Here is a 22,924-nt window from a genome sequence, read left to right on the forward strand (position 1 = left end):
AAAGCCATACCCGACGTCCCTGGGCAGTTCGAAGCCTACGGCCGAGGGCAACAACCACCCTGCAAGAAAGGTAAGGACCCCATGAGTAATCTCGCATTGTGGTCGCGACCGGCCTGGGACACCGACCGGTGGTTGCGCGACTTCTTCGGCCCCGCCGCCGCGTCGGATTGGTACAAGCCGGCGACCAGCGGTTTCAGCCCCGCCGCGGAGATCGTCAAGGACGGCGACGACGCGATCGTACGTGTCGAGCTCCCCGGCGTTGACGTCGAGAAGGACGTCAATGTGGAGGTCGACCGCGGCCGACTCGTGATCCACGGCGAACGCCGCGACGAGCACGCCCAAGAGAAAGACGGCCGCACCCTGCGCGAGGTCCGTTACGGATCCTTCCGCCGGTCGTTCCGGCTGCCCGCCCACGTCACCGGGGACGCCATCACGGCCTCCTACGACGCCGGCGTGCTCACTGTGCGGGTCACCGGCGCCTTCAAAGACCGAGCGGGAAACCAGGCGCAGCGCATCGAGATCACCAAGTAATAGGTGGACGACGATCCGGCGGGGTCACCGGCCCCGCCGGATTCGTCTGCCGCACAGGGGTTTTGCCCACCCGGGAGGCCCTAGCCCCAGCGGCCCAGCAGTTCCTTGGCCCGGATCGCCAGCGCGGCCTGGAAGAAGGGGCCGAAGCTGATCCGGGCGACACCCAGCGGCCCGAACGACGCCGGGTCGTCCTGGTCGGGCAGCGCGATCGCGTTGATCGGTAACGGCAGCTCCGCGGCCAAACGCCGCAACGTCTCCGCGTCGTGGCGGCCCACCGGATAGAGCACATCGGCGCCGGCCTCGGCCGCCTCGGTCAGCCGCGCCACCGCCCGTTCGACGCGGTCCGAATCGTCTCCGTCCCTGCGCAGGAAGAGATCGGTCCGGGCGTTGATCACGACATGCACCCCGGCCGCGTCGGCGGCCGACCGCAGCGCACCTACTAATTCGGCGTGCTCACCGGCTGACCGCAGCCGCTTGCCCTCCGAGTGCACGGTGTCTTCGATGTTCAGTCCGACGGCGCCCACGCCCAGCAGGCCCTCGATCAAGCGCTGGGCCGACTGGCCGTAGCCGGACTCGATGTCCACCGACACCGGGACGTCGACCGCGGCGGTGATTTGGGCGACCCGGGTCAGGACGTCGTCGAACGACATGCCCTCGTTGTCGGGCTTGCCGATCGAGTCGGCCATGGGATGGCTGCCCACGGTCAGCGCGGCGAACCCCGCGTCGGTGGCGAGGCGGGCCGACCAGGCATCCCACACGGTCGGCAGCACCACCGGGTCACCCGGCCGGTGCAGGTCGAGCAGCGCGGTGGCACGTTCTGCGGCGGTCTGGCCTGTCATAGGCGGGTTTGCTCCGTAGGGGTAAGGGAAGTGAGTCGCCTGACGTCAGGCCGTGCCGTGGATAGTATCGGGGGCGTACTGTGATCCGTAACACCGTCTGCCCGAGGAGATCTCCGTTGACGCCCCCTACCGGCACTACTGAACTCGCCGAACTTCACGACCTCATCGGCGGCCTGCGGCGGTGTGTGGGCTCCTTGAAGAGTCGCTACGGTGACAGCCCGGCGCTGCGGCGCATCGTCATCGACGCCGACCGGATCCTGTCCGACGTCGAACTGCTTGACTCAGACATGTCCGAATTGGACCTCGCGCGCGCCACCGTCCAGCAGTCCAGCGAGAAAGTCGTCATTCCCGACACCCCGTACGACAGCGAATTCTGGCGCGATGTCGACGACGAGGGTGTCGGGGGTCACAGCAGGTCCTGACAACCGAAGCCCCCCGGAAATGAGGGGGTGCTCTCTGTGTACCCTTCGACCAACAGCCCGTTCGAAGAGGAACACTAGATGAGCGCACCCACGGCGAACCGTCCTGCGTCAGGTGTCTTTTCACCCACGCGCGCCCGCATCCCGCAACGGACCCTACGCACCGACCGGTGGTGGATGTCGCCGCTGCGGATCGACCTGGGTTTCGCCGCGTTCATCATCTACGCGACGGCGCGCGCATTCCAGCAGGATTACTTCTTCGTCCCGAAGTACCACTACCTGACGCCGTTCTACTCACCCTGCGTCAGCAAGGCTTGCGGTGAGGCCGGCGACATCTGGCCACAGTTCCTGCCCGACGTGTGGTGGCTGCCGTACGCGGCGCTTTCGCTGCCGTTCCTGCTGCTGTTCCGGCTGACCTGCTACTACTACCGTGGCGCCTACTACCGCACGGTGTGGCAGTCGCCCAGCGCCTGCGCGGTGGCCGAGCCCCGCGTCCACTACACCGGCGAGACCAGGTTCCCGCTGATCATCCAGAACACCCACCGTTATTTCTTCTACATCGCCGGCATCATCTCGGTGATCAACAGCTACGACGCGATCGTGGCGTTCCATTCCGAGAGCGGGCCCGGGGGATTCGGCTTCGGTCTGGGCAACCTGATCCTGCTCGGCAACGTGATCATGCTGTGGATCTACACACTGTCCTGCCACTCGTGCCGGCACGTGACCGGCGGCCGGCTCAAGCACTTCTCCAAGCACCCTGTGCGGTACTGGATCTGGACCCAGGTCAGCGTTATCAACACCCGACACAAGATGTACGCCTGGATCACGCTCGGCACCCTGATGCTCACCGATTTCTACATCGCGCTGGTTGCCAGCGGCACCATTGGTGACCTGAGATTTGTTGGCTGACAAGCCATTTGAAGAACAATCAGAACTTAGCTAGCGAGGGTTTTCATGGTTGAGGTCGAACGGCATGCTTACGACGTAGTCGTCATCGGTGCCGGCGGCGCAGGGCTGCGTGCGGTCATCGAGGCGCGGGAACGCGGCCTCAAGGTCGCCGTGGTGTGCAAGTCGCTGTTCGGCAAGGCCCACACGGTCATGGCCGAGGGTGGTGCTGCGGCGGCTATGGGTAACGCCAACCCGAAAGACAATTGGCAGACCCACTACGGCGACACCATGCGCGGTGGGAAGTTCCTAAACAACTGGCGGATGGCCGAACTGCACGCCAAGGAGGCCCCGGACCGGGTCTGGGAGCTGGAAACCTACGGCGCGCTGTTCGACCGCACCAAAGACGGCAAGATCAGTCAGCGCAACTTCGGCGGGCACACGTACCCGCGGCTGGCGCACGTCGGTGACCGCACCGGCCTGGAACTGATCCGGACGTTGCAGCAGAAGATCGTGTCGCTGCAGCAGGAGGACCACGCCGAGCTCGGCGACTACGAGGCACGGATCAAGGTATTCGCCGAATGCACGATCACCGAGCTGATCAAGGACGGTGACGCGATCGCCGGGGCGTTCGGTTACTGGCGCGAGACGGGCCAGTTCGTCCTGTTCGAGGCGCCCGCCGTGGTGCTTGCTACCGGCGGGATCGGCAAGTCGTTCAAGGTCACCTCTAACTCCTGGGAGTACACCGGCGACGGACACGCGCTGGCCCTGCGGGCGGGCGCGTCCCTGATCAACATGGAGTTCGTCCAGTTCCACCCGACGGGCATGGTGTGGCCGCCCAGCGTGAAGGGGATCCTCGTCACCGAGGGTGTCCGCGGTGACGGCGGTGTGCTGAAGAACTCCGACACCAAGCGGTTCATGTTCGACTACATCCCGCCGGTGTTCAAAGGCCAGTACGCGGAGTCCGAGCAAGAGGCCGACCAGTGGCTCAAGGACAACGACTCGGCCCGCCGCACCCCCGACCTGCTACCCCGCGATGAGGTCGCGCGCGCGATCAACTCGGAGGTCAAGGCCGGCCGGGGCAGCCCGCACGGCGGCGTGTTCCTCGACATCGCGTCCCGGTTGACGCCCGAGGAGATCAAGCGACGCCTGCCGTCGATGTACCACCAGTTCAAGGAGCTGGCCGGGGTCGACATCACCAAGGAGCCGATGGAAGTCGGGCCCACCTGTCACTACGTGATGGGCGGTGTCGAGGTGGACGCCGACACCGGCGCGGCCACCGTTCCCGGGCTGTTCGCCGCGGGCGAGTGCTCCGGCGGCATGCACGGCTCCAACCGGCTGGGCGGCAACTCGCTGTCGGACCTGCTGGTGTTCGGCCGGCGGGCCGGGCTGGGCGCGGCCGACTACGTGCGGGCCCTCGGCAGCCGCCCGACGATCTCGGCGGAGGCCGTCGAAACCGCGTCGAAGCGGGCGCTGTCCCCCTTCGAGGGGCCGACCAACGGCGCCCCGGCGGAGAACCCCTACACGCTGCAGCTCGAGCTGCAGCAGTCGATGAACGACCTGGTGGGCATCATCCGCAAGGCGGACGAGATCTCCGAGGCCCTCGGACGACTCGACAAGCTTCGCGAGCGGTTCAAGAACATGCACGTGGAGGGCGGTCGCCAGTACAACCCGGGCTGGAACCTGGCCATCGATCTGCGCAACATGCTGCTGGTCAGCGAGTGCGTCGCCAAGGCCGCGCTGGAGCGCACCGAAAGCCGCGGGGGCCACACCCGCGACGACCACCCGTCGATGGACTCGGGTTGGCGCAAGGTGCTGCTGGTCTGCCAGGCCGCCGGCGGCGACGAGGTGATCCCGGACATCAGCATCACCCGCAAAGACCAGGTGCCGATGCGGTCCGATCTGCTGGAGCTCTTCGAGATCTCCGAGCTGGAGAAGTACTACACCGACGACGAGCTGGCCGAGCATCCAGGACGGAGAGGCTAATGACCTACAACGCGACCATGCGTGTGTGGCGCGGTGACGATGCCGACGGCGCGCTGCAGGACTTCACGGTGGAGGTCAACGAGGGCGAGGTGGTGCTCGACATCATCCATCGCCTGCAACAGACCCAGACTCCCGACCTCGCGGTGCGATGGAACTGCAAGGCCGGCAAGTGCGGCTCCTGCTCGGCGGAGATCAATGGGGTGCCGCGGTTGTTGTGCATGACCCGGATGTCCACTTTCGCCGAGGACGAGGTGGTGACGGTGACGCCGCTGCGGACGTTCCCGGTGATCCGGGACCTGGTCACCGACGTCTCCTTCAACTACGAGAAGGCGCGCGAGATCCCCGCCTTCGCGCCGCCGAAGGATCTACAGCCGGGCGAGTACCGGATGGCGCAGTCCGACGTGCAGCGCTCGCAGGAGTTCCGTAAGTGCATCGAGTGCTTCCTGTGTCAGAACGTGTGCCACGTGGTGCGCGACCACGAGGAGAACAAGAAGGCGTTCGCCGGACCGCGCTTCCTGATGCGGATCGCCGAACTCGAGATGCACCCGCTGGACACGCTGGACCGGCGCAACCAGGCCCAGGAGGAGCACGGCCTGGGCTACTGCAACATCACCAAGTGCTGCACCGAGGTGTGCCCGGAAAACATCAAGATCACCGACAACGCGCTGATCCCGATGAAAGAGCGGGTCGTCGACCGCAAGTACGACCCCGTGGTGTGGCTGGGCAACAAACTGTTCCGGCGCTGACCCGGGCGTTAGCCCGCCCGGCGCACCGGGTACTCGCATATAACCTGTTGGGTCCACACCCGACGGTCAGCCCTCAACTCTGAAGGCAGCGTGGGAGATATGCGAGAAACCACCAGCATCAACGAAATTCGAACCGCAATCCGGGAGTTGTCGGTTCGCGCCGACCTTGCGCGCAAGGAAGGCCGCCACGACGACGCCGCGGAGATCGAGCAGCGGATAGCGGGCTTTCGGGCGGAACTCAGCCGCCGGCCATAGCCGCGTTCAGACGCCGAGGCGCCGGAACACGCTGCGGTGAAACACGATAGGTGCGACCTCGGCGTCGATGGTCACTTCGTTGACCCGGAGCACCACGATGGTGTGATCCCCGGCCGGGATCAGCTGTTCGATTGCGCTTTCCAGCCAGAGGGCGGTGCCCTTGATGAACACCGCGCCGCTCTGCCTGGATTCCGTCTCGAGACCGGCGAACCTGTCCCCGGTCTTGGCGGCCAGGGTGCGCGCGGCCTCGTCGTGGGCCTCGCCGAGCACGCTGATGCCCAGCATGGGCAGGTCCTTGAGCTTGGGCCACGTCGTCGACGTGTTCTGGACGCAGAACGAGACGAGCGGCGGATCCAGGGAGACGGGGACAAAGGTGCTGGCCGCCAGCCCTTCCCGGGTTCCCTGGACTTCGGCGGCGATGGCCACCACCCCCGAGGGGAAGTGGCCGAAGGCCTCACGCAGCGTGGACGGTGTCAGGTTCGTGTTCGAGTTCACCGGAATTCATTCGCCCCTTGAGCCGAGAACGGGATTCTCATTCCCGACCCTACCTGCCGAATATCCGTGCGCCGAAGCCACATCGGGATGCGCGCGCAACCTGCTCTTCCAGGCGTTGCGGCCGTAGACGGAGAAGATCGGATCCGAGGGGTCGGTCACCCGGCCGGCGCTCGCTTGCAGTTCGGGGGGCAGCGTCAGCAAGGGGATCTGCGCGTCCAGTCGCGGGTTGAAGAAGTACGGCACCGAAATCCGGTCCGCCGGCTGCCCGTCCAGGTTCACCCGGTGCTCGGTGGCCCGAAGGTAACCGCCCGTCGCCACCTCCAGGAGCTCGCCGATGTTGACGACGAAGGAGCCGTCGGTGGGCGGCACGTCGATCCACTCCTGTGTGCCGGGCCGCCGCACCTGCAGGCCCCGGCTCCCCGGCTCGGCCAGGAGCAGCGTGAGCACGCCGGAGTCTTTGTGCGGGCCCACGCCCTGCGACGAGGCCGCGGTCCGCGGGTAGCGCACGATCTTGATCAGCGTGGCGGGCGTTTCGGCGAAGGCGGGGCCGAAGGCGTCCGACGGGCTGCCCAAGGCGGCCGCCCAGTGCCGGAGCAGGGTGCGTGCCACCGCGGACAGCGCGGCGTCCCACTCGGCGATGATGCCGGGCAATTCGGGCAACGCGGCCGGCCACTGGTTGGGCCCCTGCAGCCACAGGTAGTCGGGCTTGCCGGGCCCCCCGACCGGGGCACGTTCCGGCCCGATATCGATCTGCTCTCGCCAGTCCACCTGGCCTCGGGTCAGCTCGCCGCCCATCCGGGTATAGCCGCGGAAATGCGGACTGCGCACCATGGCGATCGCATCTTTGTCGGTTTGAGGCAGCTCGAACAGCCGGCGCGCGGCCTCCAACACCCTGCGGGCGAGCCCGTCGGAGACGCCATGACCGGTCAGGTAGCAGAACCCCACCTCGTGAGCGGCCTCGCGCAGACCCCGCCGCAGTTGGGCCTCGCCCGCCCGCAGATCCACCACGGGCAGGGCGGTGACGCTCCCCACAGTTCTTATCCGTCCCATCATCGCCGCAGGTCAGAGCCTCCCCACCGACTTCCCAACCGGTTGGTTAATTAGACGATGGAATCTAGCTCACATTAACTTGCGCAGAACTGACCCTGAGCGATATTTTAACGGTGTTACTGGTGGGTAACTTAGACCTAGTACCCAACCAACAAGTGGCATTCTCAACGAGGAGGAACCGTAGTGAGCCACTACAAGAGCAACGTCCGCGACCAGGCGTTCAACCTGTTCGAGGTATTGGGCGTTGACCAAGCTTTAGGCGCCGGCGAATACACCGACCTGGACGCCGACACCGCCCGCGAAATGTTGACAGAGATCAGCCGACTGGCCGAAGGCCCGGTGGCCGACTCGTTCGTCGAGGGCGACCGCAATCCACCGGTTTTCGACCCGAAGACCCACTCGGTGACGCTGCCGGAGTCGTTCAAGAATTCCATCCGCGCCGTCCAGGAAGCCGGTTGGGACAAGGTAGGCCTCGAGGAGGCCCTGGGCGGGATGCCGATGCCCAAGGCACTGCTGTGGGCGTTGCACGAGCACCTGCTGGGCGCCAATCCCGCCGTGTGGATGTACGCCGGCGGCGCCGGCTTCGCCAACATCCTCTACCACCTCGGCACCGAGGAGCAGAAGAAGTGGGCCGTGATCTGCGCCGAGCGCGGGTGGGGCTCCACCATGGTGCTCACCGAGCCGGACGCCGGTTCCGACGTCGGCGCCGGGCGGACCAAAGCGGTCCAGCAAGAGGACGGCTCGTGGCACATCGACGGGGTCAAGCGCTTCATCACGTCAGGCGACTCCGGCGACATGTTCGAGAACATCTTCCACCTGGTGCTGGCCCGCCCCGAGGGCGCCGGTCCCGGTACCAAGGGCCTTTCGCTGTTCTTCGTGCCGAAGTTCCTGTTCGACTTCGAGACCGGCGAGCTGGGCGAGCGCAACGGCGTCTTCGTGACCAACGTCGAGCACAAGATGGGCCTGAAGGTTTCGGCCACCTGTGAGCTGTCCTTCGGCCAGCACGACGTGCCCGCCAAGGGCTGGCTGGTCGGCGAGGTGCACGACGGGATCGCGCAGATGTTCGACGTGATCGAGCAAGCCCGCATGATGGTCGGCACCAAGGCCATCGCGACCCTGTCGACCGGCTACCTGAACGCGCTGGAGTACGCCAAGTCCCGCGTGCAGGGCGCCGACATGACGCAGATGACCGACAAGACCGCGCCGCGGGTGACCATCACGCACCACCCCGACGTGCGCCGGTCGCTGATGACCCAGAAGGCCTACGCCGAGGGTCTGCGGGCGCTGTACCTGTACACCGCGACCTACCAGGACGCGGCGGTTGCCGAGGCGGTGCACGGTGTGGACGCCGAGCTGGCCGTCAAGGTCAACGACCTGATGTTGCCGGTGGTCAAGGGCGTCGGTTCGGAGCAGGCCTATGCCAAGCTCACCGAGAGCCTGCAGACCTTCGGTGGGTCCGGCTTCCTGCAGGACTACCCGATCGAGCAGTACATCCGGGACGCCAAGATCGACTCCCTCTACGAGGGCACCACGGCCATCCAGGCGCAGGACTTCTTCTTCCGCAAGATCGTCCGCGACAAGGGTGTGGCGCTGGCCCACGTATCGGGTGAGATCCAGAAGTTCGTGGACAGCGAGTCCGGCAACGGCCGGCTGAAGTCCGAGCGCGAGCTGCTGGCGAAGGCCCTGGCCGACGTCCAGGCGATGGCGGCCACGCTGACCGGCTACCTGATGGCGGCGCAGGAGGACGTGACCAGTCTCTACAAGGTGGGCCTGGGATCGGTGCGCTTCCTGATGAGCGTCGGCGACCTGGTCATCGGCTGGTTGCTGCAGCGTCAGGCCGCGGTGGCTGTGCAGGCGCTGGACGCCGGCGCCAGCGGCGAGGAGCGGTCCTTCTACGAGGGCAAGGTCGCGGTGGCGTCGTTCTTCGCGAAGAACTTCCTGCCGCTGCTCGCCAGCACCCGTGAGGTGATCGAGACGCTGGACAACGACATCATGGAGCTCGACGAAGCCGCCTTCTGACAGGCATCAGCCAAAACTCCGCTTCCGAAAGGGAGCGGGGTTTTGGCATTCCGCCGACATCAAAATGGCAACAAAAAGGCCGCCGCTGGATCCCCTCACTCCAGCGGCGGCCCTTTTCGCACGCCCGTCCGCGCTGACCGGCGGTCGTTTCGGGGATGCCCCGTATTGCCGTCGGGGTCGGGGGGTCAGACCACAACACGGGGTCATCCGGGCACTCGGATACCCCTCCGCTCGATTTACTAACCCGCTGTGACCGATTTCATGAAAGCGCCACGATGCCCGGCCGGCTCAGCGGGCGGTCAGGCCTCGAGGATCGCGGCCACGCCCTGGCCGCCGGCGGCGCAGATGGAGACCAGGGCCCGCAGCGGCTTGCCCGCGCCACCTTTGCGCTCGGCCTTCTTCTCTGCGAGCTGCTTGGCCGCCTGGGCGAGGATCCGCCCGCCGGTGGCGGCAAAGGGATGCCCGGCGGCCAGGGACGAGCCGTTGACATTGAGCTTGGACCGGTCGATCGAGCCCAGCGCTGCGTCGAGGCCGAGCCGCTCCTTGCAGTAGTCCTCCGACTCCCATGCCTGCAGGTGCGCCAGCACCACCGAGGCGAACGCCTCGTGGATCTCGTAGAAGTCGAAGTCCTGCAGGCCCAGGCCGTTGCGGGCCAACAGCCGCGGCACCGCGTAGGTCGGCGCCATCAGCAGGCCGTCACGGCCGTTGACGTAGTCGACGGCGGCGGTTTCCGAATCCACCAGGAAGGCCAGTGGCGTCAGCGAATGGGCGGCCGCCCACTCCTCCCCGGCCAGCAGCGCGACCGAAGCCCCGTCGGTCAGCGGCGTCGAGTTGCCGGCCGTCATCGTCGCGTCGCCGGACTTCACACCGAACACCGGCTTGAGCTTCGCGAGCTTCTCCGCCGACGAGTCCGGGCGCAGGTTGTCGTCGCGGTACAGCCCCAGGAACGGGGTGACCAGGTCGTCGAAGAAGCCGCGATCGTAGGCGGCGGCCATGTTGCGGTGGCTGGCGGCGGCCAGCTGGTCCTGGTCGACCCGTTTGATGCCCATCTCCTTGGCGGTGATCGCCTGGTGCTCGCCCATGGACAACCCGGTGCGCGGCTCGCTGTTGACCGGGATCTGGATGCCAACGTTCGCGGGCAGCGTGCCGACCAGCCTGAGCCGCTGGACGTTGGACTTGGACCGGCGCAACTTGAGCAGGGTCCGGCGCAGGTTGTCCCCCAGGGCGATCGGCGGGTCCGAGGTGGTGTCCACCCCGCCGGCCGCGGCCACGTCGTAGCGCCCGGACGCGATGCCGTCGGCCGCGGCGATGGCCGCCTGCAGGCCGGTGCCGCACGCCTGTTGCAGGTCGAACGCCGGCGTGTACGACGACAGCTCGGAACCCAGCACGCATTCGCGGGTGAGGTTGAAGTCCCGGCTGTGCTTGAGCACCGCGCCGCCGACCACCATGCCCAGTCGCTCACCGGCCAGCCCGAAGCGGTCCACCAACCCACCCAGGGCGGCGGTGAACATGTCCTGGTTGGACGCCTCGGCATAGGCGCCGTCGGACCGGGCGAACGGGATGCGATTGCCGCCCAGCACGGCGACTCGTCGACGCTGCGAATTGCGCTGGTTGCTTGCCTCAGAACTTGCAGGGGCCACTGTCTTCTCCGTGTATCTGCGGTCTATTGGTTTCCGTATCGCCCGTTGGGGCCATACTACCCACTGTTCTTACTCTGAAGTAAGTTCGTCGTCGTTACGGTTATGCGGTAGGCATACCCCGACTTAGAAAGCACATGGAAGGTAGCTCCGGTGGCTCCCAAGGTCTCGTCCGATCTGTTCTCGCAGATTGTCAATTCCGGTCCTGGATCGTTTCTCGCCAAGCAGCTCGGTGTCCCGCAACCCGAGACACTGCGCCGCTACCGGCCCGGCGATCCGCCCCTGGCCGGATCGCTGCTGATCGGCGGTGAGGGCCGGATGGTCGAGGCGCTGCGTGCCGCGTTGGCCAAGGACTACGACCTGGTGGGCAACAACCTCGGTGGACGCTGGGCCGACCAGTTTGGCGGGCTGGTGTTCGACGCCACCGGCATCACGACGCCGGAGGGGCTCAAGGGTTTGTACGAGTTCTTCACGCCGCTGCTGCGCAACCTGGGCCATTCCGCGCGCGTCGCGGTGGTCGGCACCACGCCCGACGCCGCCGCCAGCCCGCACGAACGGATCGCACAGCGCGCGTTGGAGGGCTTCACCCGCTCGCTGGGCAAGGAGTTGCGCAACGGCACCACGGTGGCGCTGGTGTATGTGTCGCCCGATGCCAAACCCGCTGCGACTGGCCTGGAATCGACCATGCGGTTCATCCTGTCGGCCAAGTCCGCCTACGTCGACGGCCAGGTGTTCTACATCGGCGAGGCCGATGCCACGCCGCCGGCCGACTGGGAGCGGCCGCTGGACGGCAAGGTCGCGATCGTGACGGGCGCGGCCCGCGGGATCGGTGCGACGATCGCGGAGGTGTTCGCCCGCGACGGCGCGCGCGTCGTCGCGATCGACGTCGAGTCGGCCGCCGAGACGCTGGCCGAGACGGCCAGCCGGGTCGGGGGCACCGCGTTGTGGCTCGACGTCACCGCCGAGGATGCCGTCGACAAGATCACCGAGCACCTGCGCGAGCACCACGGCGGACGCGCCGACGTCCTGGTCAACAATGCCGGCATCACCCGCGACAAGCTGTTGGCCAACATGGACGACGCGCGTTGGGACGCCGTCCTGGCCGTCAATCTGCTTGCCCCACTGCGGCTTACCGAAGGGCTGGTGGGCAACGGCAGCATCGGCGAGGGAGGTCGGGTGATCGGGCTGTCCTCGATGGCCGGCATCGCGGGCAACCGCGGGCAGACCAACTACGCCACCACCAAGGCCGGGATGATCGGCCTCACCCAGGCGCTGGCGCCGGGGCTTTACGGCAAGGGCATCACGATCAACGCCGTCGCGCCGGGATTCATCGAAACCCAGATGACGGCTGCCATTCCGCTGGCCACCCGCGAGGTGGGCCGCCGGATGAACTCGCTGCTGCAGGGCGGCCAACCCGTCGATGTCGCGGAGACCATCGCCTACTTCGCCAGTCCGGCGTCAAACGCGGTGACGGGTAACGTCATTCGCGTCTGCGGCCAGGCCATGCTGGGCGCATAGCTGCTGAGGAGAACGCGATGAACCAGCCAAGCGGCCTGAAGAACATGCTGCGCGCGGCGGCCGGGGCACTGCCGGTGGTGCCGCGCGGAAACCAACTGCCCACGCGCACGGTAACGATAGAGGAATTGCCCATCGACCACGCGAACGTGGCCGAGTACGCGGCGGTCACCGGCCTGCGTTACGGCAACAACGTGCCGCTCACGTATCCGTTCGCGTTGACCTTCCCCACGATGATGTCGCTGGTGACCGGGTTCGACTTTCCTTTTGCCGCAATGGGCTCGGTGCACGTTGAGAACCACATCACGCAGTACCGGCCGATCGCGGTCACCGACAGCGTCGGTGTGCGCGTGCACGCCGAGAACCTGCGGGAGCACCGCAAAGGCCTGCTGGTCGACCTGGTGACCGACGTGAGTGTCGGCAACGACACCGCGTGGCATCAGGTGACTACCTTCCTGCACCAGCAACGCACCAGCCTGTCCGACGAGCCCAAGCCGCCACCGCAGAAGCAACCCAAGCTGCCCCCGCCCAGCACCGTCGTGCGCGTCAGCCCCGGCCTGATCCGGCGCTACGCCGTCGTCGGCGGCGACCACAACCCGATCCACACCAACCCGATCGCGGCCAAGCTGTTCGGCTTCCCCACCGTCATCGCGCACGGAATGTTCAGCGCCGCAGCCGTATTGGCCAACATCGAAGCCCGCTTCCCGGACGCGGTGAAGTATTCGGTGCGGTTCGGCAAGCCGCTGGTGCTGCCCGGCACCGCGGGGCTTTACATCGACGAAGGCCACGACGGCTGGGACATTTCGCTGCGCAACATCGCCAAGGGCTACCCGTATCTGACCGGCACGGTCCGGGCGCTTTAGCCCGAGTGCGTCGGGCCGCGGCCTTTGACAAGGACTTTCAGCCCGTGGGCGCTGGTCGCGGTCAGCAGGAAGAGAAGAAACAACCACAGCGGCGGCCGGGCGAGTTCCCAGACGAAGATCGCCGCCCAGATCGGTGAGCCCTGCGTCACCGCGAGCACGCCGGCGGCGCCCGCCAGCGACACCGCCGGCACGTGCAGGCTGGTCCCGGCCGCCCAGTTGATCGCCAGCACCAGCGCCGCCCCGGCGGCCGCGCCGGTGGCCAGCGACGGGGTCAGCATTCCGCCGGCCCCGCCGGCACGCAAAAACAGCGCGGTCAGCAAGGGTTTCAGGGCGAGGATCGCGAGCGCCGACAACAGCGTCATGCCACTGGCCAAGCTGACGGTCAGGATGCTTCGGCCGTTGCCGGGCAACTCGGGCCACCAATGCGAGCAGATGCCCATCACCAGCCCGGCCCCGGCGAGCGCGGGAACCAGCACCCACGTCCGCATCTGCTTGGCCGGCCGGGCCGCCCCCATCAACCGGTTGAAGGCCAGTCCCACCACGAGGGTCAGCGGCGCCAGCAACAGCCCGTGCGCGGTCAGCAGGTAAGTCGACTCCCCGATCGGCCACTGCAGGTTCGGCTCATCCCGCGTGATCGCCGAACCGACGGCGACCGCCAGGCTGGAGGAAATGAACGCCGCGCCAACCGCCCGCGGATGCCAGGTGGTGAGCAGGATCCGCACCGAGAACAGCGCACCGGCCAGCGGAACGGCGTACACGGCGCCCAGCCCGGCTCCGGCCGCGCAGGCCAGCAACACCTCGCGGTCCCGGGGCGATAGCCCCTTGAGCCAGCCGGTCCCGAAATCGCCCAGGGCCGCCGCGAATTGACGCGGGGCCCCTTCCCGACCAAGCGACGCCCCGGATCCGACGAGCAGCACCTGCAGCATGGCGTCGATGCTCCAGGAAAGCCGCGGTATCGGCTCACGGCGCGCGATGGTCTCCGCCAGCGGCGGCACTTGCCTTCTGCTGCGCAAGATCCACCACCCGACTGCCGCCAACGCCCCACCGATCATCGGCCCCAGCGCGCGGCGTACCGGACTGCTGCCGGCGACGCCGGCAAGCAGCGCGCCAAAGGTGTAGTGATACGTGAGGTGCTGGACGAAGCGCAGCACGAACGTCGTCGCCAATCCGGCAACCCCGGCCAGCAACCCGACGATGATTACGGCGCAGAAGAAGTCGACGTTGCGGCGGGCGGGCGGTCGAGCCACATGACGAATGTAGGGGTTAGCCCCCCGCGGCGCTGGGTCCGCCCATCTCGGGCAGTCCCGCGGCGGCAGCCTCCCGCTCCTCCGGTGCGCCCCGCAAGCCGTGCCAGAACAGGTTGATCATCAGCTCGGCCGCCTCGTCGGCGTCGATGTCGCCGGTGCTGAGCTGGTTGGCCGTCGCCTCGCCCGCGCCCACCAGCGCCACGGCCATCATCTCGTTTTCGCGGTCCGTCCGCGGCGTGCGGCTTCCGGCGCGCACCAGGCCGGCGACCAGCTCGATGATCTGTTCACGCCCCTCGCGCACCATGTGCGCGAACGCCTGCGAACTGGTGGCCTGGGTGTACATCACGATCCACGACGCCCGGTTGGCGTCGATGTAGCGCATGAACGACACGATGGTGTTGCGCAGCAGGTCTTTCGGGCTCTGCGTGAAGTCGATGTCGGCGCGGACCGCATCGATGAACCGGCCCATCTCCCGGTTCAGGCAGGCCCCGAACAGGTCCTCCTTGGAGCCGTAGTACAGGTACAGCATCGGCTTGGAGATCTGCGCCTCGGCGGCGATGGCGTCCATCGAGGTCTCGTGGTAGCCGTTCACCGAGAACATCTGCACGGCGGCGTCGAGCATTTGTTGCTCGCGGACAGCACGCGGTAACCGCTTGGTGCCACCCGCCATCGCTTGCCTCTCTAGCCCGTCTATCTGACTCCAGAGTAAGCAATGCACACGCCTTAGTGGCCGCAGGCGGGGCTACGGCCCTTGATCGCCGCCACCCGCACCAACGCGTCGTCGACCCGCTGCGCGGGCAGTTCGCCGGCGGCCACCGCCTTCTGCAGCCGGTCCAAGACGGCGGGGACCTCGTCGGTGGTGACCCAGAGCGCGACGTCGGTGCCGGCCTGCAGGGCGCGCAGCACCGCCTCGGCGACGCCGTACCGGTCGGAGATGGCGCCCATGCTGGACAGGTCGTCAGTGAACACCGGGCCGTTGAACGGCGGACCGCCGTAGCCGACGCCGTTGCGCAGCAGCTGCACCGCCGCGGGGCTCAGGCTTGCCGGGTCGTCGCCGGTCAGCCCGGGGACCTGCAAGTGACCCAGCATCACCGCGACCGGGGCCGCGGTCACCAGCGTCCGGTAAGGAACCAGGTCGACGTTCTGCAGGTCGCTCAGCGGCGGCGTCACGACACCGCCGGTGTGCGAGTCGCCGGAGCCGTGCCCGTGTCCGGGGAAGTGCTTGAGCACCGGCAGCAGCCCGGCGTCCCGCAGGCCTTGGGCGTACGCCCCGGCATAGGCGGTGACCGCGTTGGGATCGCCACCGAACGAGCGGTCCCCGATCACGCCGTCGGTGGCGTCGGTGACGTCGACGACGGGTGCGAAGTCGATGGTGATGCCCAGCTCGCGCATCTTCTTGCCCCGCTCGGCCGCCAAGTCGTGGACCTGGGCGACGGTCTGGGTTTGGGCCAGCTCCCGCGGCGATGGCGCCGAGCCGATCAGCGACCGCAACCGCGACACCCGGCCGCCCTCCTCGTCGACGCTGACCGCAAGCGGGAGCGGTCCCGCCTTCCCGGCGATGTCGGCCAGCGGGCCCTTGAAGATCGACAGGTCCGTCCAGCTGCCGATGAAGATGCCGCCGACGTGGTAGCCGTTGACCACCGAGCGGGCGTCATCGGCGTTTTTCACGCCCACCATCAGCAGCTGGGCCAGCTTGTCGCGGACCGGCAGCGTGGTGACGTCGCCGCACGCCGGCGGCGCGGGCGCGGCCGGCGGCTTGCTGACCGAGGTCGACGGGCCGGGTGGCCAGGCGGCGTGGTGAGCGCAGCCCGCCACCAGAGCCGACACGGACGCGAGCACGGCCCCTGCGACGGTCATGGTGCGCGAAAATGACATCGGGCCATGTTTGCACGGCGGGGTCCCGGCCTCCGGGTCTGGGGAGCGACGAGGTTTTCTTCTCTGACCGCGCGGGCATTCGTGGGCAGGTGCTAGCTGGGCTAGCGGGGGCGAGATCAAGGAGCCAGCGATGACCGGTTTCACCCTGGCCGCTGCGGCCAGCATCGCGGTGGGTCTGTCGGTCGGGGTCGCGACGACCCTGGGCGTCACGCTTGCCGTCGCCGACCACGGCGTGGCACCGGTGCGGGTCCGTCCGGCGGCCCTGAACCCGCTCGGGCCCCATCAGGTGCAATACGGCGACCGGTGCTTCCATGGGCACTGTCTGCCCTGACGAGCGCTCCGGGGCGCCGACCGGCTTCTGCTAGGTTGGCGCTAGGCCGCCGCTACGTTATCGAAGATGCTGTAAGGAGCAATTGATGAACCGGATCATTGCGCCCGCCGCCGCGAGCGTGGTGGTTGGTCTGTTGCTCGGTGCGGCCGCGATCTTCGGGATCACCTTGATGGTGCAGCAGGACACGAAACCGCCACTCCCCGGGGGCGATCCGCAGTCGTCAGTGCTCAACCGGGTCGAGTACGGCAACCGTAGCTAGCGGCGATCGCAAGCGCGGCGAAGCCGGGCGCAGCGGGTCGCCGCCATCAGACAGCGGCGATCGCAAGCGCGGCGAAGCCGGGCGCAGCGGGTCGCCGCCATCAGACAGCGGCGATCGCAAGCGCGGCGCCGGGCGCTGGGGGCACCTCCCGCTTGCGGGGGACGGGTCGCCGCCATCGAATTCAGCGGCCAAAGCGGACTCCGGCGCGCCGGTCCCATGTTCGCCGGCCGCGCCCATTTCACGCCGCTGGCTGTGGTTGGTCGGGGCGATCGCCCTGCTTTTGACGTTCGCCCAATCCCCGGGCCGGATCTCCCCCGACACCAAACTCGACCTCACCGCCAACCCGCTGCGCTTCCTGGCCCGGGCCACCAACCTGTGGAACAGCGAGCTGCCGTTCGGGCAGGCGCAGAATCAGGCCTACGGGTACCTCTTCCCGCACGGCACCTTCTTTGCCGTCGGCCATCTGCTTTCGGTGCCGGGGTGGATCACCCAACGGCTGTGGTGGGCGCTGTTGCTCACCGTCGGCTTCTGGGGACTGTTGCGGGTCGCCGAGGCGCTGGGCATCGGCAGCCCGGCGTCGCGGGTGATCGGCGCCGCCGCGTTCGCGCTGTCGCCGCGGGTGCTGACCACCCTGGGGTCCATCTCGTCGGAAACCCTGCCGATGATGCTGGCGCCCTGGGTGTTGCTGCCCACGATCCTGGCGCTGCGCGGCTCCACCAACCGATCGGTGCGAACGCTCGCCGCGCAGGCCGGTCTGGCCGTCGCGTTGATGGGCGCGGTCAACGCGATCGCCACGCTGGCCGGATGCCTGCCCGCGGTGATCTGGTGGGCGTGCCACCGGCCGAACCGGCTGTGGTGGCGCTACACCGGGTGGTGGCTGCTGGCGCTGTTCCTGGCGATGGCGTGGTGGGTGGTGGCGCTGGTGACGCTGCGGGCCATCAGCCCGCCCTTCCTGGACTTCATCGAATCCTCCGGTGTGACAACGCAATGGTCGTCGCTGACCGAGATATTGCGCGGCACCGAGAGCTGGACGCCGTATGTGGCGCCGACCGCCACCGCGGGCGCACCGCTGGTGACCGGCTCGGCGGCCGTCCTCGCCACCTGCCTGGTCGCGGCGGCCGGGCTGGCGGGGCTGACCAGTCCCGCGATGCCGGCCCGCGGACGGCTGGTGACGATGCTGCTGGCCGGCGTGGTGTTGATGGCCGCCGGCTACAGCGGCGGCCTCGGCTCGCCGGTCGCGCACGCGGTACAGGCGTTCCTGGACGCCGGCGGTGCGCCGCTGCGCAACGTGCACAAGCTGGGATCGGTGATCCGGATCCCGATAGTGCTGGGTATTGCGCAGGTGCTGGGCCGGATACCGCTCCCTGGTTGGCGGCCCGTCTCGGTGTGGCTGCGCGCGTTCGCCCACCCCGAGCGCGACCGGCGGGTGGCGGTCGCGATCGTCGTCCTGACGGCGCTGATGGTGAGCACCTCGCTGGCGTGGACCGGCCGGCTGACCCCGCCCGGCACCTTCAGCGCGATACCCCGGTACTGGCAGGAGACGGCCGACTGGCTCGACCAGCACAACACCGGGAACCCCGTCCCCGGTCGGGTGCTGGTTGCCCCGGGGGCGCCGTTCGCCACGCAGGTGTGGGGCACCAGCCATGACGAGCCGCTGCAGGTGCTCGGCGGCAGCCCCTGGGGCGTGCGCGACTCCATCCCGTTGACCCCGCCGCAAACCATCCGGGCGCTGGATTCGGTGCAACGCCTGTTCGCCGCCGGGCGCCCCTCGGCCGGCCTGGCCGATACCCTTGCCCACCAAGGTATTTCGTATGTGGTGGTGCGCAACGACCTGGATCCGGATACGTCGCGCTCGGCGCGCCCCATCCTGGTGCACCGTGCCGTCGACGGGTCCCCGGGGCTGCAGAAGGTGGCGCAGTTCGGCGAGCCGGTGGGGCCCGGCACCCTGGCGGGCTTCGTCGCCGACAGTGGACTGCGTCCGCGATACCCGGCCATCGAAATTTACCGAGTGGTGTACCGGGTGGGGGTTGCCGGCGATCCGGGAGCGCCCTACTTCGCCGACGTCGACCAGCTGCCCCGGGTCGACGGCGGACCGGAGGCGCTGCTGCGCCTCGACGAGCGGCGACGGCTCCAGGGCCAGCCGCCGCTGGGCCCGGTGCTGATGGCCGCCGATGCGCGCGGCGCCGGTGTGCCGGTGCCGATGGTGACCGTCACCGACACCCCGGTGGCCCGCGAGACGGACTACGGCCGGGTGGACCAACATTCGTCGGCCATCCGGGCCGCGGGCGACGCGCGGCATACCTACAACCGGGTGCCCGACTATCCCGTCTCCGGCGCCGACCCGGTCGTCGGCGCCTGGTCCGGCGGGCGGATCACCGTGTCGAGCTCGTCGTCGGACTCCACCGCGATGCCCGACGTCGCGCCGGCGACCTCCCCCGTCGCCGCCATCGACGGCGACTCGGCGACCGCATGGGTGTCCAATTCGCTGCAGGCGGCCGTCGGCCAGTGGCTGCAGGTCGATTTCGACCATCCGGTGACCAACGCGGCCATCACCCTGACGCCCAGCGCGACCGCCGTCGGCGCTCAGGTCCGCCGCATCCTCATCGAAACCGCGACCGGCAGCACCACCCTGCGCTTCGACGAGCCTGGCAAGCCGCTCGCCGCCGCGCTGCCCTATGGCGAGACGCCGTGGGTGCGGGTCACCGCCGCGGGCACCGACGACGGTTCTCCCGGCGTGCAATTCGGCATCACCGACCTGTCGATCACCCAGTACGACGCGTCCGGATTCGCCCACCAGCTCGACCTGAGGCACACCGTGCGGGTGCCGGGGCCGCCGCCGGGATCGGCGATCGCGGGGTGGGACCTGGGTTCGGAACTGCTCGGCAGGCCGGGCTGCGCGACCGCGTCCGACGGCGTGCGCTGCGCGCCATCGATGGCTCTGGCACCCGAAGAGCCGGTCAACCTCAGCCGGACGCTGACCGTTCCGGCGCCGATGTCGGTGACCCCGATGGTGTGGGTGCGGCCACGGCAGGGGCCCAAGCTGGCAGACCTGATCGCCGAGCCGAACACCACCCGGGCGCGGGGCGACTCCGACCTGGTCGACGTCCTCGGCTCGGCGTACGCGGCGACCGACGGCGACCCGGCCACCGCGTGGACGGCACCGCAGCGGGTCGTGCAACACAAGACCCCGCCCACGTTGACGCTCACCCTGCCGCGGCCCACCGAGGTCACCGGGCTGCGGCTGGTGCCGAGCCGGTCGGCGTTGCCCGCCCACCCGACGATGGTGGCGGTCAATCTGGGCGATGGCCCGCAGGTGCGCTCGTTGAAACCCGGTGAACCGCAGACGCTCTCGCTGAATCCCCGGGTTACCGACAGCGTCACCGTCAGCCTGCTGGACTGGGAGGACGTCATCGACCGCAACGCGCTGGGTTTCGACCAGCTCAAGCCACCGGGGTTAGCCGAGCTGGCGGCACTCGGGGCCGGCGGCAACCCGATCGCACCCGCCGACCCCGCCCGCGATCGCGCGCGAGAGATCGCCGTCGACTGCGATCACGGCCCGGTCATCGCGGTCGCGGGCCGGTTCGTGCACACGTCGATCCACACCACCGTCGGCGCGCTGCTCGACGACCAACCCGTTGCGGCGCGGCCATGCGACCGCGACCCGATCGCGCTGCCGGCGGGTCAGCAGGAGCTGCTGATCAGCCCGGGCGCTCAGTTCGTCGTCGACGGCGCCGACCTGTCACCGCAGGCCCCGGCCGCCGTCGAGCCCGGCGCCATCGGAGCTCCGGTGTGGCGGGCGTGGGGTCCGGATCGCCGCGTGGTGCAGGCTGCCCCGTCGGCCGCATCGCGGGTTCTGGTCATCCCCGAGAGCATCAACCCCGGTTGGGTGGCGCGCACCAGCACCGGGGCCCGGCTGACCCCGGTCGCCGTCAACGGGTGGCAGCAGGGCTGGGTGGTGCCCCCGGGAGACCCCGGCACCATCACGCTGACCTTCCCGTCCAACACGCCGTACCGGGTGGGTCTGGCGGTGGGGCTGGCCTTGCTGCCGCTGCTGGTCATGCTCGCGCTGTGGCGCACCCGGAGCAGGCGTGCCGACGACGCACCCGCCCGACCGTGGAACCCGGGGACATGGGCGGCGATCGCGGTGCTGGCCTGCGGGGCGGTGATCGCCGGGGCGGCCGGAGTCGTCGTGGTCGGCGCGGCCCTGGGCCTGCGGTACGCGCTGCGGCGGCGGCGCTTAGACCGCGCCACGGTGGTGCTGAGCGCGGGTGGGCTCATTCTGGCCGGGGCGGTGTTGTCGCGGCACCCGTGGCGATCGGTCGACGGCTACGCCGGCCATTCCGCGAATGTTCAGCTGCTGGCGCTGATTTCGCTTGCGGTGCTCGCCGCTTCCGCGGTGACGATGCGATCCGGAGTGCGCCGGTCGCGCGACGAATAGCCCTTCAGCTATTGGCTACCGGTTTGTCGGCTGCTTGACTGGATATGCGGGTCTGTGTGACCGCCACCGTTCGAGGAGTTACGGCCATGGGCTGGTTTTCCGCACCCGAATATTGGCTCGGCAGAGAGGCGCTCGAGCGGGGCGCCGCGGTGGTCTACCTGCTTGCCTTCGTCGCCGCCGCGGCGCAGTTCCGGGCGCTCATCGGGGAGCACGGAATCCAGCCCGTCCCCCGGTTTCTGGCCGGGCAGTCGTTTTGGCGGACCCCCAGCCTCTTTCATCTGCGCTACTCCGATCGCCTGTTCTCGGCGGTGTCCTGGTTTGGCGCTGCGCTGTCGGTGGCGATCGTCGCCGGCGCGGCCGACGCGGTACCGCTCTGGGCGGCGATGCTCATGTGGCTGACGCTGTGGGTGCTCTACCTTTCGATCGTCAACGTCGGGCAGACCTGGTACGCGTTCGGGTGGGAGTCGCTGCTGCTGGAAACCGGCTTCCTGATGATCTTCCTCGGCAACGACCACGTGGCGCCGCCGGTGCTCACGTTATGGATGGCCCGATTGCTGTTGTTCCGGGTGGAATTCGGTGCCGGCTTGATCAAGATGCGAGGCGATCCGTGCTGGCGCAACCTGACGTGCTTGTACTACCACCACGAGACGCAGCCCCTGCCCGGGCCGTTGAGCTGGTTCTTCCACCACCTGCCCAAGCCGCTGCATCGAATCGAGGTGGCGGGCAACCATTTCGCGCAGCTGATCGTGCCGTTCGGATTGTTCGCGCCACAACCGGTGGCCAGCATTGCCGCGGCGATCATCGTCGTCACCCAGCTGTGGCTGGTGGCGTCGGGCAACTTCGCCTGGCTCAATTGGGTGACGATCCTGTTGGCATGCAGCGCCATCGACGACTCGTCGATCGCGGCGGTGCTTGGCGCGCCCGCCCATGCCGCGCTGCCGGGACCGCCGCTGTGGTTCGCCGCGCTGGTGATCGCGTTCGCCGCGGCGGTGCTGTTCATGAGCTACTGGCCGGTGCGCAACATGCTGTCCTCGCGTCAGCGAATGAACGCGTCGTTCAACTCTTTTCATCTGGTGAACACCTACGGCGCGTTCGGCAGCATCGGACGCGTCCGCCGCGAAGTGGTGATCGAAGGCACCGAGGAAGCACGCCTCACCGAGCAGACAGTCTGGAAGGAATACGAATTCAAGGGCAAGCCCGGTGCCGTGCGCCGGATTCCGCGACAGTGGGCGCCCTATCACCTGCGTCTGGACTGGCTGATGTGGTTCGCCGCCATCTCGCCCGGCTACGCGCAGCCGTGGCTGACGCCGTTCCTGCAGCGGCTGCTGCGCAACGATCGACCAACACTGCGCTTGTTGCGGCACAACCCTTTTCCCGATTCGCCGCCGCGGTATGTGCGTGCGCGCCTCTATGAGTATCGTTTCACGACGCCCGCCGAGCTGCGCCGTGAGCGGGCCTGGTGGCACCGGACGCTGATCGGCGGATACGTCCGGCCGCTGGCGCTGCCCACGGCGACCTCACAGCAGGGCTGAGC

At 68.4% G+C, this 22,924-nt stretch carries 20 protein-coding genes; 13 read left to right on the forward strand and 7 right to left on the reverse strand.

The genetic code is table 11. From position 1 onward, the window contains the following. Nucleotides 1–81: 81 nt before the first annotated feature. Complete coding sequence (locus tag AWC17_RS06385; protein WP_046183486.1) at nt 82–531, forward strand: Hsp20/alpha crystallin family protein; 450 nt, start codon at nt 82–84, stop codon at nt 529–531. Between the two features lie 80 nt (nt 532–611). Here the strand turns inward: AWC17_RS06385 and AWC17_RS06390 are convergent, their stop codons facing one another. After that, nucleotides 612–1,370, reverse strand: coding sequence for an isocitrate lyase/PEP mutase family protein (locus AWC17_RS06390; RefSeq protein WP_046183487.1), 759 nt, complete (start codon nt 1,368–1,370; stop codon nt 612–614). Between the two features lie 116 nt (nt 1,371–1,486). Between AWC17_RS06390 and AWC17_RS06395 the strand changes: the two genes are divergently transcribed. From AWC17_RS06395 to AWC17_RS32570, 5 genes are all read left to right on the forward strand, one after another. After that, nucleotides 1,487–1,792 carry a hypothetical protein gene (locus AWC17_RS06395; RefSeq protein WP_046183488.1) on the forward strand — a complete coding sequence of 102 codons (306 nt, stop codon included), beginning with the start codon at nt 1,487–1,489 and terminating at the stop codon, nt 1,790–1,792. Nucleotides 1,793–1,870: 78 nt separating this feature from the next. Continuing rightward, a complete protein-coding gene (locus tag AWC17_RS06400) occupies nt 1,871–2,698 on the forward strand; it encodes a hypothetical protein (RefSeq protein ID WP_046183489.1) in 828 nt (275 codons plus the stop codon). Between the two features lie 45 nt (nt 2,699–2,743). Next, nucleotides 2,744–4,660, forward strand: a complete 1,917-nt coding sequence (locus AWC17_RS06405; RefSeq protein WP_046183490.1) for a fumarate reductase/succinate dehydrogenase flavoprotein subunit — start codon at nt 2,744–2,746, stop codon at nt 4,658–4,660. Further along, nucleotides 4,660–5,406, forward strand: coding sequence for a succinate dehydrogenase/fumarate reductase iron-sulfur subunit (locus tag AWC17_RS06410; RefSeq protein ID WP_046183491.1), 747 nt, complete (start codon nt 4,660–4,662; stop codon nt 5,404–5,406). Before AWC17_RS06405 ends, AWC17_RS06410 begins: the two co-directional genes overlap by 1 nt. A 99-nt stretch (nt 5,407–5,505) precedes the next feature. Beyond that, nucleotides 5,506–5,661, forward strand: a complete 156-nt coding sequence (locus AWC17_RS32570) for a hypothetical protein (protein ID WP_007167353.1) — start codon at nt 5,506–5,508, stop codon at nt 5,659–5,661. Nucleotides 5,662–5,667: 6 nt separating this feature from the next. Here the strand turns inward: AWC17_RS32570 and AWC17_RS06415 are convergent, their stop codons facing one another. Then, nucleotides 5,668–6,156, reverse strand: a complete 489-nt coding sequence (locus AWC17_RS06415) for a flavin reductase family protein (RefSeq protein ID WP_046183492.1) — start codon at nt 6,154–6,156, stop codon at nt 5,668–5,670. A gap of 6 nt (nt 6,157–6,162) precedes the next feature. Further along, nucleotides 6,163–7,209, reverse strand: coding sequence for an isopenicillin N synthase family dioxygenase (locus AWC17_RS06420; protein WP_046183493.1), 1,047 nt, complete (start codon nt 7,207–7,209; stop codon nt 6,163–6,165). A 180-nt stretch (nt 7,210–7,389) separates the two neighbouring features. Between AWC17_RS06420 and AWC17_RS06425 the strand changes: the two genes are divergently transcribed. Then, entirely contained in the window at nt 7,390–9,225 is a 1,836-nt protein-coding gene (locus tag AWC17_RS06425; protein ID WP_046183494.1) for an acyl-CoA dehydrogenase, read from the forward strand. 299 nt (nt 9,226–9,524) lie between these two features. Here AWC17_RS06425 and AWC17_RS06430 read toward each other — a convergent pair whose 3' ends face one another. Further along, complete coding sequence (locus tag AWC17_RS06430) at nt 9,525–10,865, reverse strand: acetyl-CoA C-acetyltransferase (RefSeq protein ID WP_046183495.1); 1,341 nt, start codon at nt 10,863–10,865, stop codon at nt 9,525–9,527. Nucleotides 10,866–11,015: 150 nt separating this feature from the next. On the opposite strand from AWC17_RS06430, the gene AWC17_RS06435 reads away from it, so the two are divergent. After that, on the forward strand, nt 11,016–12,380 hold the full coding sequence (locus AWC17_RS06435; RefSeq protein WP_047323174.1) for a 3-oxoacyl-ACP reductase: 1,365 nt from the start codon (nt 11,016–11,018) through the stop codon (nt 12,378–12,380). 17 nt (nt 12,381–12,397) lie between these two features. Continuing rightward, nucleotides 12,398–13,240: a MaoC/PaaZ C-terminal domain-containing protein gene (locus AWC17_RS06440; RefSeq protein ID WP_046183496.1), complete on the forward strand. Its 843-nt coding sequence runs from the start codon at nt 12,398–12,400 to the stop codon at nt 13,238–13,240. Here the strand turns inward: AWC17_RS06440 and AWC17_RS06445 are convergent. From AWC17_RS06445 to AWC17_RS06455, 3 genes are read right to left on the reverse strand one after another with little or no spacing between them, the layout of a single operon-like run. After that, on the reverse strand, nt 13,237–14,487 hold the full coding sequence (locus AWC17_RS06445) for a chloride channel protein (protein ID WP_047323175.1): 1,251 nt from the start codon (nt 14,485–14,487) through the stop codon (nt 13,237–13,239). The genes AWC17_RS06440 and AWC17_RS06445 overlap by 4 nt on opposite strands. 16 nt (nt 14,488–14,503) lie before the next feature. Further along, complete coding sequence (locus tag AWC17_RS06450; protein WP_046187211.1) at nt 14,504–15,157, reverse strand: TetR/AcrR family transcriptional regulator; 654 nt, start codon at nt 15,155–15,157, stop codon at nt 14,504–14,506. Between the two features lie 53 nt (nt 15,158–15,210). Beyond that, on the reverse strand, nt 15,211–16,362 hold the full coding sequence (locus tag AWC17_RS06455) for a glycoside hydrolase family 3 N-terminal domain-containing protein (RefSeq protein ID WP_085164434.1): 1,152 nt from the start codon (nt 16,360–16,362) through the stop codon (nt 15,211–15,213). 130 nt (nt 16,363–16,492) lie between these two features. On the opposite strand from AWC17_RS06455, the gene AWC17_RS06460 reads away from it, so the two are divergent. From AWC17_RS06460 to AWC17_RS06480, 4 genes are all read left to right on the forward strand, one after another. Further along, the gene (locus tag AWC17_RS06460; RefSeq protein ID WP_046187457.1) at nt 16,493–16,693 is read left to right on the forward strand and encodes a DUF2613 family protein; all 201 of its coding nucleotides are present in this window, start codon (nt 16,493–16,495) and stop codon (nt 16,691–16,693) included. An 85-nt stretch (nt 16,694–16,778) separates the two neighbouring features. Further along, nucleotides 16,779–16,952 (forward strand): DUF2613 domain-containing protein, encoded by a 174-nt coding sequence (locus AWC17_RS06465; protein ID WP_065443914.1) that lies wholly within the window; start codon nt 16,779–16,781, stop codon nt 16,950–16,952. A gap of 235 nt (nt 16,953–17,187) precedes the next feature. Then, complete coding sequence (locus tag AWC17_RS06475; RefSeq protein WP_085164438.1) at nt 17,188–21,390, forward strand: alpha-(1->3)-arabinofuranosyltransferase; 4,203 nt, start codon at nt 17,188–17,190, stop codon at nt 21,388–21,390. An 86-nt stretch (nt 21,391–21,476) separates the two neighbouring features. Next, nucleotides 21,477–22,922: a lipase maturation factor family protein gene (locus AWC17_RS06480; protein ID WP_046184126.1), complete on the forward strand. Its 1,446-nt coding sequence runs from the start codon at nt 21,477–21,479 to the stop codon at nt 22,920–22,922. The last annotated feature ends 2 nt before the right edge of the window (nt 22,923–22,924 follow it).

Origin of the sequence: Mycobacterium nebraskense (genome assembly GCF_002102255.1) — a bacterium.
Classification (GTDB): Bacteria; Actinomycetota; Actinomycetes; order Mycobacteriales; family Mycobacteriaceae; genus Mycobacterium; species Mycobacterium nebraskense.

Bases quoted from the DNA above. Each gene is read 5' to 3' on its own strand.
- AWC17_RS06385 (WP_046183486.1), top strand. From the start codon at position 82: ATGAGTAATCTCGCATTGTGGTCGCGACCGGCCTGGGACACCGACCGG.
- AWC17_RS06390 (WP_046183487.1), bottom strand. From the start codon at position 1,370: ATGACAGGCCAGACCGCCGCAGAACGTGCCACCGCGCTGCTCGACCTG.
- AWC17_RS06400 (WP_046183489.1), top strand. From the start codon at position 1,871: ATGAGCGCACCCACGGCGAACCGTCCTGCGTCAGGTGTCTTTTCACCC.
- AWC17_RS06405 (WP_046183490.1), top strand. From the start codon at position 2,744: ATGGTTGAGGTCGAACGGCATGCTTACGACGTAGTCGTCATCGGTGCC.
- AWC17_RS06410 (WP_046183491.1), top strand. From the start codon at position 4,660: ATGACCTACAACGCGACCATGCGTGTGTGGCGCGGTGACGATGCCGAC.
- AWC17_RS32570 (WP_007167353.1), top strand. From the start codon at position 5,506: ATGCGAGAAACCACCAGCATCAACGAAATTCGAACCGCAATCCGGGAG.
- AWC17_RS06420 (WP_046183493.1), bottom strand. From the start codon at position 7,209: ATGATGGGACGGATAAGAACTGTGGGGAGCGTCACCGCCCTGCCCGTG.
- AWC17_RS06440 (WP_046183496.1), top strand. From the start codon at position 12,398: ATGAACCAGCCAAGCGGCCTGAAGAACATGCTGCGCGCGGCGGCCGGG.
- AWC17_RS06450 (WP_046187211.1), bottom strand. From the start codon at position 15,157: ATGGCGGGTGGCACCAAGCGGTTACCGCGTGCTGTCCGCGAGCAACAA.
- AWC17_RS06455 (WP_085164434.1), bottom strand. From the start codon at position 16,362: ATGTCATTTTCGCGCACCATGACCGTCGCAGGGGCCGTGCTCGCGTCC.
- AWC17_RS06460 (WP_046187457.1), top strand. From the start codon at position 16,493: ATGACCGGTTTCACCCTGGCCGCTGCGGCCAGCATCGCGGTGGGTCTG.
- AWC17_RS06465 (WP_065443914.1), top strand. From the start codon at position 16,779: ATGAACCGGATCATTGCGCCCGCCGCCGCGAGCGTGGTGGTTGGTCTG.
- AWC17_RS06480 (WP_046184126.1), top strand. From the start codon at position 21,477: ATGGGCTGGTTTTCCGCACCCGAATATTGGCTCGGCAGAGAGGCGCTC.